Origin of the sequence: Thermohalobaculum sediminis (genome assembly GCF_023487995.1) — a bacterium.
Taxonomy (GTDB): Bacteria; Pseudomonadota; Alphaproteobacteria; order Rhodobacterales; family Rhodobacteraceae; genus Thermohalobaculum; species Thermohalobaculum sediminis.
Map to the genome: position 1 here is coordinate 73,293 of NZ_JAMFKN010000011.1, position 17,783 is coordinate 91,075.

At 66.0% G+C, this 17,783-nt stretch carries 16 protein-coding genes, 1 tRNA gene and 1 pseudogene; 8 read left to right on the plus strand and 10 right to left on the minus strand.

Going from position 1 to position 17,783, the window contains the following annotated elements:
* Positions 1-3 precede the first annotated feature (3 nt).
* A complete protein-coding gene (locus tag M1105_RS18360) occupies positions 4-1,725 on the minus strand; it encodes an amino acid ABC transporter permease (protein WP_319936805.1) in 1,722 nt (573 codons plus the stop codon).
* A gap of 122 nt (positions 1,726-1,847) precedes the next feature.
* Positions 1,848-2,867, minus strand: coding sequence for an amino acid ABC transporter substrate-binding protein (locus M1105_RS18365; protein WP_249581838.1), 1,020 nt, complete (start codon positions 2,865-2,867; stop codon positions 1,848-1,850).
* Positions 2,868-3,360: 493 nt separating this feature from the next.
* Here M1105_RS18365 and metC point away from each other — a divergent pair, with 493 nt between their 5' ends.
* The 3 genes from metC (at position 3,361) to M1105_RS18380 (ending at position 5,657) form a co-directional block, all read left to right on the plus strand.
* On the plus strand, positions 3,361-4,539 hold the full coding sequence (gene metC / locus M1105_RS18370; protein ID WP_249581839.1) for a cystathionine beta-lyase: 1,179 nt from the start codon (positions 3,361-3,363) through the stop codon (positions 4,537-4,539).
* Positions 4,540-4,644: 105 nt separating this feature from the next.
* Positions 4,645-4,977: a hypothetical protein gene (locus M1105_RS18375; RefSeq protein WP_249581840.1), complete on the plus strand. Its 333-nt coding sequence runs from the start codon at positions 4,645-4,647 to the stop codon at positions 4,975-4,977.
* Positions 4,978-5,102: 125 nt separating this feature from the next.
* Positions 5,103-5,657, plus strand: a complete 555-nt coding sequence (locus M1105_RS18380) for a copper chaperone PCu(A)C (protein ID WP_249581841.1) — start codon at positions 5,103-5,105, stop codon at positions 5,655-5,657.
* 66 nt (positions 5,658-5,723) lie between these two features.
* On the opposite strand, the gene M1105_RS18385 is transcribed toward M1105_RS18380, so the two are convergent.
* Positions 5,724-5,993 (minus strand): acylphosphatase, encoded by a 270-nt coding sequence (locus M1105_RS18385; protein ID WP_249581842.1) that lies wholly within the window; start codon positions 5,991-5,993, stop codon positions 5,724-5,726.
* A gap of 473 nt (positions 5,994-6,466) precedes the next feature.
* Between M1105_RS18385 and M1105_RS18390 the strand changes: the two genes are divergently transcribed.
* Both M1105_RS18390 and M1105_RS18395 read left to right on the plus strand, forming a co-directional pair.
* A tRNA-Ser gene (locus tag M1105_RS18390) sits at positions 6,467-6,557 on the plus strand.
* Between the two features lie 160 nt (positions 6,558-6,717).
* Positions 6,718-7,230 (plus strand): annotated as a pseudogene (locus M1105_RS18395) (IS6 family transposase); the annotation flags it as partial.
* Between the two features lie 412 nt (positions 7,231-7,642).
* Here the strand turns inward: M1105_RS18395 and M1105_RS18400 are convergent.
* Complete coding sequence (locus M1105_RS18400) at positions 7,643-9,499, minus strand: tetratricopeptide repeat protein (protein ID WP_249581843.1); 1,857 nt, start codon at positions 9,497-9,499, stop codon at positions 7,643-7,645.
* Between the two features lie 305 nt (positions 9,500-9,804).
* Between M1105_RS18400 and M1105_RS18405 the strand changes: the two genes are divergently transcribed.
* The 3 genes from M1105_RS18405 (at position 9,805) to M1105_RS18415 (ending at position 11,689) form a co-directional block, all read left to right on the plus strand.
* Entirely contained in the window at positions 9,805-10,167 is a 363-nt protein-coding gene (locus M1105_RS18405; protein WP_249581844.1) for a nuclear transport factor 2 family protein, read from the plus strand.
* A gap of 313 nt (positions 10,168-10,480) precedes the next feature.
* Complete coding sequence (locus M1105_RS18410) at positions 10,481-11,188, plus strand: IS6 family transposase (RefSeq protein WP_249581845.1); 708 nt, start codon at positions 10,481-10,483, stop codon at positions 11,186-11,188.
* 336 nt (positions 11,189-11,524) lie between these two features.
* Positions 11,525-11,689 carry a helix-turn-helix domain-containing protein gene (locus M1105_RS18415; protein ID WP_319936807.1) on the plus strand — a complete coding sequence of 55 codons (165 nt, stop codon included), beginning with the start codon at positions 11,525-11,527 and terminating at the stop codon, positions 11,687-11,689.
* A gap of 126 nt (positions 11,690-11,815) precedes the next feature.
* Here M1105_RS18415 and M1105_RS18420 read toward each other — a convergent pair whose 3' ends face one another.
* The 6 genes from M1105_RS18420 to M1105_RS18445 are packed head-to-tail and all read right to left on the minus strand — an operon-like array spanning position 11,816 to position 17,776.
* Complete coding sequence (locus tag M1105_RS18420; protein ID WP_249581847.1) at positions 11,816-12,220, minus strand: bacteriohemerythrin; 405 nt, start codon at positions 12,218-12,220, stop codon at positions 11,816-11,818.
* Positions 12,221-12,235: 15 nt separating this feature from the next.
* Entirely contained in the window at positions 12,236-12,757 is a 522-nt protein-coding gene (locus M1105_RS18425; RefSeq protein ID WP_249581848.1) for a hypothetical protein, read from the minus strand.
* On the minus strand, positions 12,754-14,331 hold the full coding sequence (locus M1105_RS18430) for a cytochrome b N-terminal domain-containing protein (RefSeq protein ID WP_249581849.1): 1,578 nt from the start codon (positions 14,329-14,331) through the stop codon (positions 12,754-12,756). The genes M1105_RS18425 and M1105_RS18430 overlap by 4 nt, the downstream gene beginning before the upstream one ends.
* Positions 14,328-15,158 (minus strand): SCO family protein, encoded by an 831-nt coding sequence (locus M1105_RS18435; RefSeq protein ID WP_249581850.1) that lies wholly within the window; start codon positions 15,156-15,158, stop codon positions 14,328-14,330. Before M1105_RS18435 ends, M1105_RS18430 begins: the two co-directional genes overlap by 4 nt.
* A complete protein-coding gene (cyoE, locus tag M1105_RS18440) occupies positions 15,146-16,030 on the minus strand; it encodes a heme o synthase (RefSeq protein WP_249581851.1) in 885 nt (294 codons plus the stop codon). The genes M1105_RS18435 and cyoE overlap by 13 nt, the downstream gene beginning before the upstream one ends.
* 15 nt (positions 16,031-16,045) lie before the next feature.
* Positions 16,046-17,776 (minus strand): cbb3-type cytochrome c oxidase subunit I, encoded by a 1,731-nt coding sequence (locus M1105_RS18445; protein ID WP_249581852.1) that lies wholly within the window; start codon positions 17,774-17,776, stop codon positions 16,046-16,048.
* Between the last annotated feature and the right edge of the window lie 7 nt (positions 17,777-17,783).

Here is a 17,783-nt window from a genome sequence, read left to right on the forward strand (position 1 = left end):
GGCTCAGGCCCTCCGCACGCGATGGAAGAAGGTCAGGTTCGGCCGCTCGCCGAAGATCGTGTAGCCGATGATGGCAAGCCGCGCACCCAGCCCGATCGCCACGATCGCGGCGCCGCTCACCCCCTCGACGAGCTGGCCGAACGGCCAGCCGACCGCAACCGCGAAGATGAAGGCCAGAAGATCCATCACCGCTAGGTCAATGAAGCGGGCGTTCTTGAAGAGGCAGGTCGCGAGCGTCGCGAAGAGCGCGATCAGCATCAGGAGCGTCGCGATCTGCTTCGCGCCCGACCACTCGAAATAGCTGGGCCGCGTCGCGGTGATCTCGGCGAGGAAGGTGTAGTCGACCATGAGCGCGAGCGCGACGGCATAGAACACGACGAAGAGGTTCAGCAGACCCCTGATCCCGTATTCCCGCTTCATGGTCGCGTCGCCCTTCTTCAGGACCTCCCACTTGCCGGTGACACCGGCGAAAAGGTCGAGCACCGAGAAGCCCATGCCGACCGCCGAGGTCCGCTCGACCAGCTTCACCTGCTCGTTGTAGAGATTCATGATCGCCGCGACCGAGAGCGAGACCGACAGGTAGAATGCCATCCCGAGGAACAGCGTCTCGAACTCCTTGCCGGTCTGATTGAGCGTGATGCCCATCAACGTGCCGGTCACGTCCATGTAGCCGACCAGCAGCGCAAGCGACGAGTTCTTGGTCAGGTTGAGATACTGCGAGATCAGCGGCGGGATGATCACCCGCAGCGCCTGCGGCAGGATCACCAGGTTCATCGTCCGGTTGGGCCGCAGCCCCAGCGCGAAGGCGGCCTCGGTCTGGCCCTTCGACACCGCCTGGATGCCCGCGCGCACGTTCTCGGCGATGAAGGCCCCGGTATAGAGCGCCAGCGCCAGCGTAAGCGCCATGTAGGAGTTCCGGACGTAGAGCCCGCCCTGGAAGTTGAAGCCCTTGAGCGCCGGGTAGTCGAGCCCGATGGGTATCCCCGCCACGAGGAACACCAGAAGCGTGCCACCGGCAACGATCCCCGCCTGGATCGGCAGCACGGGCAGCGCCTCTCCCGTGTCCTGCTGGCGCTCGTTGGCCCAGCGACCGAACCAGACGGCGCCCAAGATCGAGGCGAAGAAGGCGACGACGACCCAGAACGAGCCCTCGAGCCAGACCGGCATCGGGAAATAGAAGCCGCGGTTGGTCGCCGCCACCATTTCGCCGAGCCACATGCTCGCGGTCGCGTCCTCGCCGCGAAACGCACTCGGCGCGGGCAGCGCCTCGTCGAAGATCGCCGCGAACAGAAGGATCTGGATCAGGACGGGGACGTTGCGGACGCCCTCGATGTAGACGGTCATCAGCCGCGCAACGACCCAGTTCTTCGAGAGCCGCGCCACGCCGGCCGTAACGCCGATCAGGGTCGCGAGCACGCAGCCGACCACCGCCACCATCAGCGTGTTGAGGATTCCGACGACCGCAGCCGTCGAATGGGTCGAACGCGAGGTGTAGTCGATCAGCCGCTGGTTGATGTCATAGCCGGCCGGCTGCGTCATGAAGTCGAAGCCGAAGGTCTTTCCCAGCGCGGCGAGGTTCTCGACGACGTTCTGGAAGAGATACATCACCGCGAGGATGACGAGGAACAGCGCGACGACCTGAATGAACGTGGACCGGTATCGGCTGTCGTTCCACAGCATGTCGATGCGGAAGGACGGACCGGACGGTTGCGCGGTGTCCGACATACGATCTCACCCCCGTGGGAAGGTCATGCAAACGTTGTCCCTGCACGCAAGTCATCCGGCTCGGCACGAGACAAGAAGACCGAGGGCGCGCCCCGTTGGGGGCGCGCCCGATCAGCTTTCGATCAGCGGAACGGCGGCGCGTAGAGGATGCCGCCCTGGGTCCAGAGCGCGTTCAGGCCGCGCGCCAGGCCGATCGGGGTGTCCGGGCCGATCGTGCGGTCGAAGATCTCGCCGTAGTTGCCCACGCCCTTGACGACCTTCACCGCCCAGTCCTTCGGCAGACCCATCATCGCGCCATACTCGCCCTCGGTGCCGAGCAGGCGGTTGACCTCGGGGTTGTCGGTGGGCGCCGAGGCGAGCTGATCGACGTTGCCCGAGTTCACGCCGAACTCCTCGGCCACGACGAGCGCGTTCAACGTCCAGCGGACGATGTCGGCCCACTCGCTGTCACCGTGACGGACGGCCGGCCCGAGCGGCTCCTTCGAAATGATCTCGGGCAGGATCACGTGATCGCCCGGTGCCTCGAAGGTCGAGCGCGTGGCGGCGAGGCCCGAGGCGTCCGTGGTGTACACGTCGCAGGCGCCCGCGAGATACTTCTGCGTGGCCTCGGCGTTGGTCTCGATCGGAACCGGCTCGTAGCTGATGCTGTTCGCGCGGAAGAAGTCGGCGAGGTTCAGCTCGGTCGTCGTGCCGGTCTGGATGCAGACCGTCGCGCCGTCGAGCTCCTTGGCCGAGCTAACCCCCAGCGACTTCGGCACCATGAAGCCCTGGCCGTCGTAGTAGTTGACGCCCACGAAGTCGAGCTTGAGGTCGGTGTCGCGCGACAGCGTCCAGGTCGTGTTGCGGAACAGCAGGTCCACCTCGCCCGAGGCCAGCGCCGTGAAGCGCGTCTTGCCGGTCGTCGGCGTGAACTTGATCGCCTTCGGATCGCCGAAGATCGCGGCGGCCACGGCACGGCACATCGAGACGTCAAAGCCGTCCCACTCGCCGCTCGCGTCGGTGAAGGCGAAGCCCGGCACGCCCGTCGCGACGCCGCACTGCACGAAGCCCTTGGCCTTGACGTCATCGAGCGTCGCCGCACCGGCGAGCCCGGCGGCGAGGCCGGCCACGGCGAGCGTGCCGAGGAATACCGAAGTTTTCATATCTTTTACCTCTTACCCTGTCGTTCTCCGCGCCAGTGCAGCGCGGGGCCGGCCCGGGGGAGCCGGCCATCGGTTTTTGGGATCATCCCCGTCACGGAAATTGAACGACCGTTGCAAGCCGCGTCAAGCGAAGACCCCCCGAATCCCGCCAAATCGCGCCGCAGATCACGCCGTCGTGCCGCTTGTTCACATGCTTTCACGCGAAGCCACCGCCGCGGCGCCCTTGCAGGCAGCAGAAAATTTCCCGCCGACACGGGTTTGAGCAAGATTGCGAGACCTGCGGCGCGCGACCTCGGCGACCGGTCCGCCCTGCACGGCGCAGGGGCATGCGCGAATCAACCCGGGGCTGGCCGGTTCACGCCGCGTCAAGCATCTGTCACCGCGCTTCGCCGCGGCGGAATGGCGCTGAGGTTGGTGGCCGGCTTGACCGAGTTACCCGCCGCCGGGCAATGCTGAGGGCCCACGACCGACGCCCCAGCACCGAGGATTTCCGATGAAGGACGCCACCCGCGCCGTTACCGCAGGGCGCAATCCGGACACCAGCGCACGCATCGTCAACCCACCCGTCTACCACGCCTCCACCGTCCTCTTCGAGACGCTCGAAGATCTCAAGGCGGTCGGCAAGAAGCGCGATGGTGACAGCGTCACCTACGGTGTTCACGGGACGCCCGGCACCTATGCGTTTGAGGAGGCGCTCGGTGCGCTCGAGGGCGGCTACCGCACGCGGGTCTGCAATTCCGGCGCGCAGGCTTTGAGCGGACCACTGCTCAGCTATCTGTCGAGCGGCGACCACGTCCTGATCCCCGACGCCTGCTACGGCAACACCCGCGACCTCGCGAACGGGCTTCTGGCCCGGATGGGGATCGAGACGAGCTTCTACGATCCGTTAATCGGTGGCGCGATCCGCGACCTGATCCGCGACAACACGCGTGTCGTGTTCACCGAGAGCCCCGGCAGCCAGACATTCGAGGTGCAGGACATCCCGGCCATCGCCGAGGAGGCCAGGAAGCGCGGCTGTATCGTGATGATGGACAACACTTGGGCCTCGCCGCTCTATTTCAAGCCGTTCGAGCATGGCGTGGACGTATCGATCCAGGCTGTCACGAAGTATGTCGGCGGCCACGCGGATCTGGTGATGGGCGCGGTGACCACCACGGAGGCGGCCTATCCCGCGCTTCAGCAGGGCTGGCGCGCCCTTGGTCTCAGCGGTGCGCCCGACGACTGTTTCCTGGCATTGCGTGGATTGCGAAGCCTCCATGTCCGCCTGCCCCGGCACGCCGAGACCGGCCTGAAGCTGGGCGAGTGGCTGATGGGACGGCCCGAGGTGGCCGAGGTGATCCACCCTGCGATGCCGCATGATCCGGGGTACCGGATCTGGAAGCGCGACTTCCTGGGCACGACGGGGCTGTTCGCCTTCACGCTCGATGAACGCCTCTCGTCGCGGGCGCATGTCGCGGCTCTGGTCGATCATCTCCGGCTTTTCGGAATGGGCTTCTCCTGGGGCGGTTTCCAGAGCATGATCCTGCCGACCAATCCCCGGCGCACCGCGACCGCCTGGCCGCGCCCCGGGCGCCCGAGGGGGCAGCTCATCCGCATCCATGCTGGGCTCGAGGATGCCAACGACCTGATCGACGACCTTGCCGAGGGCTTCGCGCGGCTGCGACGGGTCTGAGGCCGCCCCGGCGACACTGCGTCGCTTGCGCAGGCCGGGGGCAGCGGGCATCGTCGCGCGATGCTGAGATCGGTCTGGACATCCCGAAGCCGGACGGCGCGCCGCATGCTGGGCGTGTCGCTTGTCCTGCTGATGGCGATGCGGCTCCTCGTCGGCCCCGCCTTCGCGACGGTGGCGCCGGGGCTCATCGCGCTCTGCGCGGGCACCGAGATCGTCTGGGTCCAGGCCGACGGCAGCATCCCGGCGGACCAGACCCGCGAACCCTGCCCCTGGCTCGGGCTCAGCGCGGCCCCGGCACAGCCCCCGACGCCTCTGCCCCTCCGGCGCCTCGCGCCGGTGCCTACGCGAGGCGCGACGTTGCCCCAGGCCCTCGATACCCCGGCGCCGCGGTATCCGCCTCAGGCCCCGCGCGCGCCACCCATGGCAGAGATCGCATGACAAGCGCGCCCGCGGACTCGGCACGAGCCGACGATGCACGGGCGTTGCACCACGCTGCAGCCCGGATACCGCCCTGTCGGCGGCATCGGGCCGGACCGGCATTCCTTCGAGATGGAACACGACACATGAAGACGACCCTGCGCACATCCTTCGCCGCCGCGCTGACATGCGCGGCAATCCTCGCCGCCGGGATCGCCCCGGCACAGGACATCAAGGCGGGCGACCTGACGATCGAGCATCCATGGGCCCGGCCGAACCTGCCCAGCCGGCCGCTCGGCGTTTATTTCGGCATCGTCAACTCCGGCAGCGATGCCGACCGGCTGATCGCCGCCACGGCGCCGGGCTTCGAAGCCGTCGAACTGCACACCGTCGTCAAGGACGGCGACGTGATGAAGATGCAGCCCCTTGAGGCCCTCGACGTGCCGGCATCCGGGCGCGCCGACCTCATGCCCGGCGGCAACCACCTGATGCTGTTCGGCGCGAGCGAACTCTACGAGGACGGCGGCCGCTTCCCCGTCACGCTGCAGTTCGAGAAGGCAGGCGAGGTCGCGATCGAGGTCGCCGTCCAAAAACGCCCGCCTGAGGGCGCTCCGGCCGGGATGGACCACGGCGCGGGCCATGGCGCCGGTCATGACACCATGCAGGGCCATGGGCATGGTGCGCCGAAACCGACGAACTGACGCCGCGGCCACCGCGAGCCCCCGATCATCCGGGGCTCGCGGAACCTCCTTGGCGATCGACGGCGCTCAACACGCGATCTGAAAGCCGCGCAATCCCTGCAGGGTCGCGGGCGTAACCTCGACATGTGTGACATGCGCCGCGGGTGGCCCGTCACGGCAGGCCTCGACCATCGCGTCGATCGACGCCTGCGACCCCTCGACGAGCGCGCCGACGCTGCCGTCGACCTCGTTCCTGACCCAGCCGCAGAGCCCATGCCGAGCCGCTTCTCGGGCGAACCACGCGCGGAAGCCCACGCCCTGCACGCGCCCCGTTATCTGCAATGCTGCCGCGGGCATGATGCCTCCCCTCACCACACCGGACGAAACGCTGCGCGCCCCCCCGGCAACGCGGCTGGCGCGCGCAGGCGCGCCAAGGTCCCGGACGCTCGAGCGGCCCTTGCCGATCCCGGACCCTCGATCGCCCCATGCCATTGCAAGATACCGCCAGACCGCTTGGCGATCAGCCGCAATCCGCAACGTGCCCCCCCATCCGGCCACAGCCGGTCCTGACACAGACTGCCGTGCGGTGCGGGCAGTCCACTGCCCCCCGCCCGCCACATCCACGTGCCCGCCCCCGTCTGGACCGGCGGATGCAGACCGGCCGGCGAGGTGGAGCACCGCCATAAGCAGCAAAAAGGCCAATCCGGACAACCCGCGCGAATGCCGGGATAGGCCGTCCAGACACATCACGCGACGCCGCCCGATCAGATTTCAAGCGCAACACGTTCCTTCATTGACAAGCCTCTGACATTACGGCTACTCCCGGCGGCGGAGTGGTGGCCGAGTGGTCGAAGGCGCTCCCCTGCTAAGGGAGTAGACCTCAAAAGGGTCTCGTGGGTTCGAATCCCATCCACTCCGCCACATTTTATGAGAAAATTGAATTATAATAATATCTTATCGTTATTCGTTCTGCCCATTTCCCCCAAAAATTCCCCCACCCTCTTGGGCGTGGGACAGCTTTGTGTGCGAGTATTGGCTGAACGTGGCGCATAGGCATGCACTTCAGGAGCGCTGCGGCTCAATCCGAAAGCGACGGATCGAGGGCATGCGCTCGAGCCGCTGGCGATGGCATCTCGACGAGATGTTCGTGAAGATCAACGGTGAGATGCACTACTTGTGGCGGGCTGTGGACCAGGAGGGCGAAGTCCTCGAAAGCTTCGTCACCAGGTCGCGCGACAGGAAGGCCGCGCTGAAATTCCTCCGGAAAGCAATGCGCAAGCACGGTCCGCCCGAAGTGATCGTGACCGACCGGCTCAGATCGTACGGCGCGGCATTGAAGAAGCTCGGCGCCGAGGCGCTACAGGAAACCGGTCGATGGGCGAACACCAGGGTGGAGAACTCACACCAGCCACTTCGAAGACGCGAGCGGGCGATGCTCCGGTTCCGGCGCATGCGAAGTCTGCAGAAGTTCGCCGCTGTCCACGCCTCCGTCTCGAACCACTTCAATCAGGAACGCAGCCTTTCAAGCCGGCACATCTTCAAGGTCAACAGAACCGCCGCACTTGAGGAGTGGCGTCAGCTCGGCGCAGCCTGAAGGCCGACGTTGACAGCCAATCTGAGACTGGTTCGCATTCGTCTGACACCACCCTCGCCGCTTTTCGTACAGGTCCGATGGGGAATAGGCCATCGCGGGGGATTTAACGACGCAGCGCCTCCTTCCGGATGTAGAGGCGTCTCAGAGTGTGCTCGAAGTTCTCAGCGCCCGCAGGCACCTTGTTATCCTGATCTGCGTTCGGGTCGGTGGCCGGCTCAGGCTTCGATGCATTTTCTCGGGCTTCTTTCGCCTCGGGTTTTCTAACTTTCATGGCACTCCTCACTCGCGCTAGTATGAAGTCAATCTGATCGGCGACAGCTTAAGGGCTTTTCGATCCTTTATTTCAGATAGGCCGCCCAGTCCTCAGTTATCTTTCACTGTTTCGAGAAAAAGTCCGACCGTATCACGTGCGTCATTCAGGCAGCCCCGCCTTCCTCAGACCCTCGATATACCGGGACATGTCGTCTGAGTCGCGGAATTGCCCCGTCAATCGCTCGTGACTGATCGAGATGCCGGGCGAGAGCGATTGGGCCTCGGCGATTTCCCATTCCGCATCTGGTAGGCGGTCTATCTGGGCATAGGTCGCAGCCAAGAGCAGATGTCCCTGCAGGAAGTGTGGGTTCCGCGCAAGCACGCTCTCCAGCGCGGTGGCGGCGTCCTCATAGCGGCCCGATAAATAATAGGCGAGGCCGAGGTTTTGCTGGTAGTAGAACGGAGCCCGCGGGTTGAGCTTGATCGCCGTTTCTATCGCAGCAATCCCCTCGTCCACCTCGCCGGCATAGATCAGGGTGAGCCCCAGGATTGCATATCCGTCCGCATAGTTTGGATCGAGGGCTATCGCCCGGCGCGCCGCGGCGATCGCATCGTCGAAGCGCCTTTGGATTCGATAAACGTCGCAGAGCGCGAAGTGCACCTGCGGCAGGTCCTCATCGAGGGTGAGCGCCGTCATCGCCCATTTCTCCGCTAGCGCGATCGACTCGTCGACTGGCGCCCAGTTGAAGAGCGCGTCGAAATAGTAAGTCAGCGCGAGGTCAGCATAGGCTCGCGCAAACCCGGGCTCGATCTCGATCGCCCGAAAAAAATAGTCCCGCGCCAGAAGGTTCGTCTCGCGCGTGTAGCGGCGATACTGCTCGAGGCCGTGCAGCAGGAGGTCGTAGGCTTCAGGATTCGCCTTCGTCGCCTCGGCCAACCGGGCCTGCTCCTGATCCGTCAGCTGAACTGCGAGCGCGGAGATGATGCGACCGGTGATGTCGTCCTGCATGGAGAAGACATCCGAGAGGTGCCGGTCGTAGCGTTCCGCCCAGAGCTGGCGCTCGGTAGTCGCCTCGACGAGCTGGACGTTCACGCGGACCCGGTCGCTAACCTTCTGCACACTGCCCTCGAGGACGTATTCCACCCCGAGCTCGTCGCTGACCTGGCGGGCGCCGACTGTCGCACCCCGATAGGTGAACATCGTACTCCGGGCGATAACTAGGAGTCCCGAGACACGCGATAGGTCGTTGATCAGATCCGACGTGATGCCTTCGCTGAAATAGTCCTGCTCCGTGTCGCCGCTCATGTTCTGGAACGGCAGCACGGCGATCCCCGAGACCGCTGCCGCCCGGGTTTCTCCGCCGTTAAAGACCGGCGCGCCGAACTGCGTCCAGAGCGCCGCCACTCCGCCGATCAGGATCAAGACGCTGATCGCGAGCGCTGCCGCCTTGATCGACCGCGACCGCGCGGGGCGCAGCGCCGCGTCGCAGCTGCGCGGCTGGTCGCGAGGCGAGATCCTGAACGCGCGGACCGGGCGCGCGATATTCTTTACCGTCAGGTCGCCAAGATCTTCAAGTGCGAGACTTAGCTTGTCCCGGACCTGGTCTCGGACCGCCCGGGAGATGCAGATGCCCCCGGGATCGGCCAGTGCTTCGAGCCGGGCCGCGACATTCACGCCGTCGCCATAGATGTCGCCGTCCTCGACGATCACGTCGCCGATGTTGATCCCGAGGCGGAACCAAATCGCCCGGCTGTCGGGAAGATCCCGATTGCGCTCCGCCATCGCCTCCTGGACCTCGATGGCGCAGGCGACCGCTTCCACGACGCTCGGGAACTCCACCAGAGCCCCGTCACCCATGAGCTTGATGGTCCTGCCACCGTGCCGCGCTATCGCCGGGTCGATCAGTTCGCTCCGATGCGCCTTGAGCGCCTCGAGCGTTCCTGCTTCGTCCTCTCCCATCAGCCGGCTGTAGCCCACCACATCCGCGGAGAGGATCGTCGTAAGGCGGCGTTCCATGCGGGGTCTTTCGCAATCCGAGCGTTGAACCAGCGAAAAATTTTATCCCAGTTCCATTCGCGAGGTCACTTCATACCTCGCTTTTCGTGGCGCTTTCGGACCGCTCTTGCAGCGTCAGAGCGGGAAATTTTTTACTGAGCTGCCATTCGAGATCTTCGCAATGGGATCATCCCATACCGCGGGGCGAACCACTTCAATGGGGGGCTCAAGCTCTCCAAGCTTGATCTACATATTGGCCGACAGCAAGATTTTTGCAGGGAGTGTAAACGGGGAAGCCAAGCCCCGAGGAGATAGGACGCCCCACCATGACCAATGCAGCTGACGTCGCAGCAATCACTGAGGTCGTGCGCACCTACGCGACCGCCATGACCTCTGGTGACCGCGCTGAGTTGGAGCAGGTGTTCTTCGAAAATTCCTGCGAGGTTGGCCATTACGACGGCGAACTCCTATGGAACTCGCGCGATGTTTTCATTCGCATGTGTGAAGAGGAAGCCGACAGTTCGGGAACGGCATGGTGGATGATCCGCGATATCTCCATTCACGGCGATATCTCGGTCGTACACGTCGAGGACGACTGGGCGGGGATGCGATTTGACACGATATTGATGATGCTTAAACACGATGGCGCTTGGCGCGTGATGGCGAAGGCCTACCGGATACAATCCTAATAAAGGCTAATCTTGGCTTAGAATTTTCAAAGCTTAGCAGGCCACGCTTCGTCCCGGGAAAGACCAACTCGGAGCCATCTTCGAGCGCCTTCGCCTCGCGCGGGATCTCCACCGCCCTCGGCGGCGGCGGGACGCGGTGCGGATGCCTGGCCTTCATGCGGTCCGCAGGGATCGTACATGTAGCAGATGTAGCAGATGTAGCAGCGGCGCCGAGGTTGATTTCCTCCCATCGCGAGCCGCGGACCTCGCCCGAACGGGCGCTGTCAGAAACTTCTGGCTTGAGCCAGAGGGGGCGGGTTCGTAGCGTCCCGGGATGAGCACATCCAACCCGTTCAAAGGCTTCCATAGCAGCTCAGAGATCATCCGCCTGGCGGTGATGCTGTACGTGCGTTTCCCGCTCTCGCTCCGGAACGTCGAGGACCTGCTGCATGAGCGAGGGATCGACGTCAGCCACGAGACCGTGCGGTTCTGGTGGCATCGGTTTGGGCCGATGTTCGCCGCCGAGATCCGGCGCAAGCGAGTCGAGCGCATGCGGTCCTTCTCGACCTGGCGGTGGCACGTCGATGAGGTGTTCGTGAAGATCAACGGTGAGCGGCATTATCTCTGGCGAGCCGTCGATCACGAAGGAGAAGTCCTCGAAGCCGTCGTTACCAAGCGCCGGAACAAGAAGGCGGCATTGAAATTCCTCCGGAAATTGATGCGCCGCTACGGTCGGCCGCAGCAAATCGTGACCGATCGCCTTCCGTCCTACCGCGCTGCACTGCGCGAGCTCGGGGGCTCGGATCTGCAGTCGACGGGACGCTGGTTGAACAATCGCGTCGAGAATTCACACCTGCCATTCCGACGACGAGAGCGGGCAATGCTCCGGTTCCGGCGGATGCGGAGTCTGCAGACCTTCGCCGCCGTTCATTCTTCCGTCCATAACCACTTCAACCAGGAACGCGGCCTTACCAGCCGACACGTCTTCAAGCTCAACCGCACCGCCGCTCTCGAAGAGTGGCGGCAGCTTTGTTCGACCTAACTTCCGGCCAAGGCGGGAAAACTGAGACGAGTTCGAATCCGTCTGACACCACCGACGAGGGGCCCAACGCCGAAGGCGCCATCGCGCTCGGTCCGGCAGCCGTCGGTCTCGTACCCGGCGCCCAACTCCGAACCATCCTCGACCACTATCCGGAAATCGCCAGGGCGGCGACGCGCGTGCTGGCGGCGCGTCAGCGAGCACTCGGGCAGGTGGTCAAGGATCTGGCGACCCGCGATGTGACAGCACGGGTTGCCACGCTCCTGTTAGGGTGCGCAGGCCGGCACGACCATATGGTCGAGGGGGCGCCCGGAGCTTGCGCCCGGAGCTTGCGCCCGGATCACGCACCAGGAGATCGCAACGATGGTCGGCTCGGTGCGCGAGGTGGTTCAGCGCTCCTTGAAGGAACTGGAGCGGGCAGGTGCAATCAAACTCGAGCGGGCGCGCATTAGCATCGTCAACATCGACGCCCTGGAACGGTTCAGCGAAGAAGAAGGCGTTTAGACAAGGCTAATTTGCAGATTTGCCCCAGCGGAACTAAGACTGGGTCGCATTGGTCTGACAGCACCTTCCGAAATCCTGATCCGCGGTCGTGCGACAGCCGGCGGCGCCGGGGGGACCCGCCGCACATCAGTGGTCATGCGGCCCGAGGCGGTGATGCAAGCGCGCATCATGGGTGCTGAAATGCCCGGTGAACCAGGCCTCGAGCACGGCTGTCAGGCGTTCGGCCGGTGACGATGTCGTGCCGGGGGCTTCATCCATGATGTCGCGCAGCGCGTCCAGCAGCCGCTCGTGATCGGCCTTGTGGACCGCGAGTTGATCATAGCCCGCGCGACGCATCTGCTTCTCCTCATGCGCAAAATGCGCCGAGATGGCGCGCAGCAGATCGCCGAGGCAGCGGTCCACATCGGCATCGGGGCGCCCCTCGAGGATCGCCGCGGCAGCGGTGTTGACCAGCTCGACCAGTTCGCGGTGCTCGTGATCCACGGCGGGATCGCCGACGCTGAACTCGGGTTTCCATTCGATCGGGGCCATGGTGCGCCCTCCGTTTCAGTGCAGGAAGAAGCCACCCGAGGCGGCGTCGAAATCGACCGCAAGGCTCTCGGCCGGGTGGAGGTCGACATCGAACGCGGCGACGTATTCGAACCCTTGGGTGGCGGGATCGTCGGACAGCCGCAGATCGAGGCGATAGCTGCCGGCGGGAAGTTCGATCCGGTGATAGATGCGCGACGGCCCGCTGCCGGCAAGGCCGCTTGGCGGGAGATCGGCGGCAAGGACGCTGTGCCCGTCGACATCCATTTCCACACGCACGGGGGCGCGGCGGCGCTCGCAGACCTGAGGGCTGCGCATGTTCTTGGGAAGCTTTGCCAGTTCGTCGGCCGTTCGGTCGCGGCAGTTCCGCGCGCCGGAATGCGTGAGGCTCAGCCGCACCAGTGCGATGCCGGGCGCAAGGCTCTGCCATGCAGGCCGTGCCGACAGGGTCGCGACGCCGAGGACCAACGCGAGTATGAGCACTCCGCCAAGCGCGATCTGCGGCAGACGGCCAAGCCAGGAGGCCCGGGGCCCGGTCATCGCGCGCCCCCCTCGCGGGTTGGGGTAGCGGCCGCCTCGTCGTCCCCGAGGGGGCGCAGGTTCTCGTAGGCCGGCAGGGTCGCGAGGCGCCCCGCAAAGGCGGACAGTTCGGCCTCGAGGCGCGGCCGCTCGCTGGGGCCCGCCCACACTGTCAGCACGCGCTCGCGCGGGACCCGCGCCCGCAGGTAGGGGTCGCGTTCGCGGGCAAAGCGCGCGCGCGTCCAAGCCACGCCAAGGCGGTTGAAGCAGTCTCGCTCGGCACAGCCCGCGACCGCCACGCCATCCGCCAGCCCGCGGCTGATGATGAAATCGACCAGCGACGGTGGCGCCATCGCGACACACGGCAGGATGATCCGGCCCGGCGCCGCACCCGCCGCGCCATGCGCGCAGGCCAGCGTCAGCACCCGCCCCGCGCCCGCGAGCGCGCCCGACGCCGCAATTGCGTCGGCCCGCAGAGCTGCGAGCGGGCGGTCCGGCAAGTCGATGCCGGTGATCAGCTCGCCCGAGCGCCGGAACGGCGTCGACGAGGGGCAGGCTCCCATGCAGATGCCGCAGGCGACGCAGCGCGCCGCATTCACCTCGACCTCATGAGCGAAGGGCAGCCCGTCCGAGCGCGGCACCAGCGTGATCGCGGCATAGGGGCAATCCGCCACGCAGCGCGCGCAACCGTTGCAGTGGTCGAGGAACACCGCCGCAGCCGCCCCCTCGCGCCGGGGCGGGAGCCAGGGGAGGCCCGCCAGCAGGACGGTGAAGCCGGCAACGCCCGCCCAGATCGCCCCCGCAGGCAGGCTTTCGATCACCGGATAGAGCGAGAGCAGAAACCAGTCGAGATCGACGCGGGTGGGCACGGTGGCGAGGTCGGCGGCCCGACCGAGCGGCGCGGGCATCGCGACCGAGCCCACGACCAGGGCACCGAGCGTGATCGCGCCGAGCACCCGGGGCGGCCTCGTGCGCGCCGAGGTGATGCGCTGGATGTGGATCCACATCAGCAGGAGCAGGAGCAGCGGGATCGCGATGTGCAGGAACACCATCAGCGTGAAGAAGCGCGACGACAGAAGCTCGGGCGCCAGGAAGTTGCGCGCGATGGGCTCGGCAAAGATCCCGAGGCTGTCCAGAAGCTCGGTCGAGGTCAGGGCGACATATTGCGCGAGGTCGTCCCAAACCAGCCAGTAGCCCGTGATGCCCGACAGATACACGAACCAGATCACAGGCACGCCCGTGATCCACGAGAACCAGCGCCGGCCGCGATAGCGGTCCATCGCCCATTCGCGGATCAGGTGGGTGAACATCACGACCACCATCAGGTCCGACGCATAGCGGTGCAGGCTGCGCGCAACACCTGCGTGCCACCAGTGGTCGGCGCTGAGCCATGTGACCGACGCATAGGCATCGGTCACGCCGGTATCGAAGAAGATGAACAGGTAGATGCCGGTGACGGCGACGATCCAGAACAGGAACCAGCCCAGCGGCCCGAGTTGCGCGAGCGGATTCCAGTCCGGGCCGAAGGCGCGGTCGAGGATGCGCTCGAGCCGGTCGAAGCCATGCCGCAGCACCGCGCGCGGGCCCGCCGTCATGACGCCCCGCGGTCGAGCGCCCCGCGATACTCCGCGCGCAGCGCGCGGCGGCGTTCGAGCCAGAGACGGAGAATGACGACCCCTGTCAGAAGCAGCGACAGGGCGCCGAAGAAGATGCCGAAGAAGATGCCGTAATCGAAGCGGTAGCTCCCCGTCAGGGGATTGTAGACCGTGCACAGGAAGACGATCCGGTCCCACAGATCGGCGGGCGCGACCGAGCGCGTGGCGGTGCCGAGGACGAGCTCCTTCAGCGGCTCGACCAGGGCCGTGAGCGGGAAACGCTCGCCATAGACCTGCCGGTAGACGCGACCTTGGGCATCGAGGATCGTGGTCTGCGTGACGTGGTCGAAGCCGCCGGCGGCAGCGCGGAACGAGAAGCCGATCTCCGAGAGGAACGCGGCGGTGGTCGCCGCGTCGGCGCTGGCCACGAACCAGTCGGCGATCCCCAGCAGCCGGTGCGTGCCGGCGAAGGCCGCGAGCTGCGCCGGCCGGTCGCCCGAGGCGTCGAAGCCGAAGGTCAGAACCGCGAAGGCGTCCTCGCCGAGCGCGCGCCGGGCCTCGAGGATCTTCTCGCGCAGGTGGTCGGCGGTGATCGGGCAGACGCTCGCGCAGCTGGTGAACACCAGCGAGACCACCAGCGGGCGGCCCCGAAGCTCCGCGAGCGCCAGTGGCCGCCCGCGGTGATCGGTGAGAACATGCTCGCCCGTCTGGCGCCCGAGAGCCGCCTGGCTTTCCTCGAAGGCGATCTCGGCGTCGAGCTTCGGCGCCCCCGCCCCGGCGGGAAGCGCCAGCAGCAGCGCGAGGATTGCGGCGATCAGCCGACCCATGCCGCGACCCCGCGGTCGAGAATGACGCCCATCGCAAGCAGTGCGAAATGCACCAGCGAGGCCCGGAACGTCGCCATCGCGTTCGCCCGGCTCCGGACGCGCAGAAGCCGCCACGACGCGCGCAGGAAGACCGCCCCACCCGCCACCGCGAACACCCCGTAGACCGCCCCGAGCCCGAAGATCAGCGGTGCGAGCGACAGCAGCACAAGGGGCGCCACATGCAGGAAGATCGCGGCCGCCCAGACTTCGGGCGGCTGCGACACCGGCAGCATGGGGATGCCCGCGCGCCGGTAATCCTCGACCCGCACCGCTGCAAGCGCCCAGAAATGCGGCGGGGTCCACAGAAACAGGACGGTGGCGAGAATGGCCGGCACGGGGCCGATCGCCGGGCCGAACGTGGGCGCGGCCGCAGCGGCGCCGGCGAGCAACGCGAAGCTGCCCGCCGCCCCACCGATCACCACATTCCAGACCGTGCGCTTCTTCAATACCAGCGTGTAGACGAAGCCGTAGGTCGCGGCCCCCGCGAACAGCAGGAGCGCCGCGAGCGTTCCCCCCGTCGCCCAGCCCAGCATCAGCGAGGCCGCGAGAAGGCCCGTGAACGTGACCGGCCAGATTGCCCCGGCACGCAGCGCGCCGCTTGCAAAGGGGCGCGTGTGGGTTCGGGCCATCAGCCGGTCGATGTCACGCTCGAAATACTGGTTGAACGCCCCCGCCGCGCCCGAGGCGCCGAGCACGGCGAGGGTGAAGGCCGCGCCCTCGGCCCAGCCCATCGCGCCGCCGCCGGTGAGGATGCCCACCAGGGCGGCGAGCGCGATGAAGGTGCCGATCCGGAGCTTCAGGATCGAGACCGTTGCGATGAGAGCGGCGCGCATCGAAAGTCCCCGATCTCAGCGGAACAGCCAGAGTTCAGAGAGGTATTTCCAGTTGACGAAGTAGTAGAGCACGAAGCAGGCGAAGAAGATGCCGACCAGGATCATCGTGCCCGGCAGCTTCAGCGTGCCGTGGCTGCCATACTCGCTGACCGCCTCGCGGCTGCGGTCATGCAGCGGGAAGACCAGCTTCGCGCCCGCCACGTCGAGCCGCGGCCCGCCCAGGATCGAGGCGACCACGACTAGGATGAACATGATCCCGCCCGCCGCCGCGAGGATCGCGAAGATCCCATTCAGCCCCATCATCAGGTAGGCGGCCGCCGGGAATTCGAAGGCATGCGCCGCATCGGTCAGCGAGATGTCCCAGTGCCGCCGCGCCACCCCCAGCGTACCCGCCCCCATCATGAACAGCGAGATCCCGCCCGCGCCGATGCCAAAGACGAAGGGCTGCCATCTCGCAACCCCAGGCCAAATGATGTCACGCTGGAAGATCAGCGGAACGACGAGGTAAGTCATCGCCATGAAGGCAAGCGTGGTGCCCGCGACGACCGTGCCGTGGAAGTGGCCGGGAACGTAGATCGTGTTGTGCATCAGCACGTTGAGCTGCTCGGTGCCCAGCACGACGCCCGAGATCCCGCCGATGAAGCCGAACATCACGAGACTGAGGAACATCCCCGCGAAGGCCGGGTTGCCCCAAGGCGCCTTGGTCAGCCACTCGAAGGCGCCGCGGGTGAAGCCGTTGCGCCGCTGCGCCGCCTCGATGGCGCCCGGCACCGTGAGGCCGTGGATCATCGAGCCCATGACGGCCAGGTACATCATGTACGAGGTGTTCACGATCTTCCAGGTGGACGACATTCCCGGCTCGGCCAGGATGTGGTGCGCCGAAGCGAGTTGCAGGAACAGGATGTACATGAAGAAGGCCATGCGGCTGACCTTCTCGGACAGCGGCTTGGCACCCACGACCATCGCGCCGATCGCATACCAGATCGAGACATGGGCCGAGACGTTGATCTGCTGGCTGGAATGCCCCATGCCCCACCAGACGACCTTGTACATCAGCGTGTCGATGTTCGAGATCAGGCCAATCGACCACAGCCAGGTCGGGATCAGGATGATCGCCCCGGACGCCAGCGTGAAGACCGCGATGATCCCCGCGGTGATCGCGCCAAACGTGACCAGCGGCACCGAGCCGTCATAGGTGCCCTCGGCCTTCGCCACGACCAGCGTGCCGAAGAACACGAACACCGCGATCAGCGCGCCGACCGCGAAGATGATCAGCGAGAGATAGAACCACTGCGAGGCCATCATCGGCGGGTAGGAGGTGAACATCACCGACGAGTCGCCACGAAGCACCGCGTAGTTCGCCATCGCGGCGCCGACCACCATCAGCACGAAGCCGAGCCACGCGAGCTTCGGCGCCGCGAGCCTGCTGCCCAGCACCACCGCCGAGGCGAAGTAGAGCACCGCGATCTCGAAGAAGATGATCCAGAACAGCAGCACGTTCGCGCCGTGCCCGGTCAGGACAAGATAGAACCACTCGGCCGGCAGAAGCTGGACCGCAGGCCAGCGGGTCAGCGCCACCAGCAGCCCCATCAACCCGCCGAGCGCGAGGAATATGACCGCGGCGACCGCATTGACCTTGATGAGAAGCTCGGCATTGGCCTCGATCCGAAGACCCGAGAAGCGGCAGGTCCGGTAGGACGCGGTGTCGGCATAGGTCGGAGCCGCGCCGTGATCTATGGTGGTCATGGGTGTC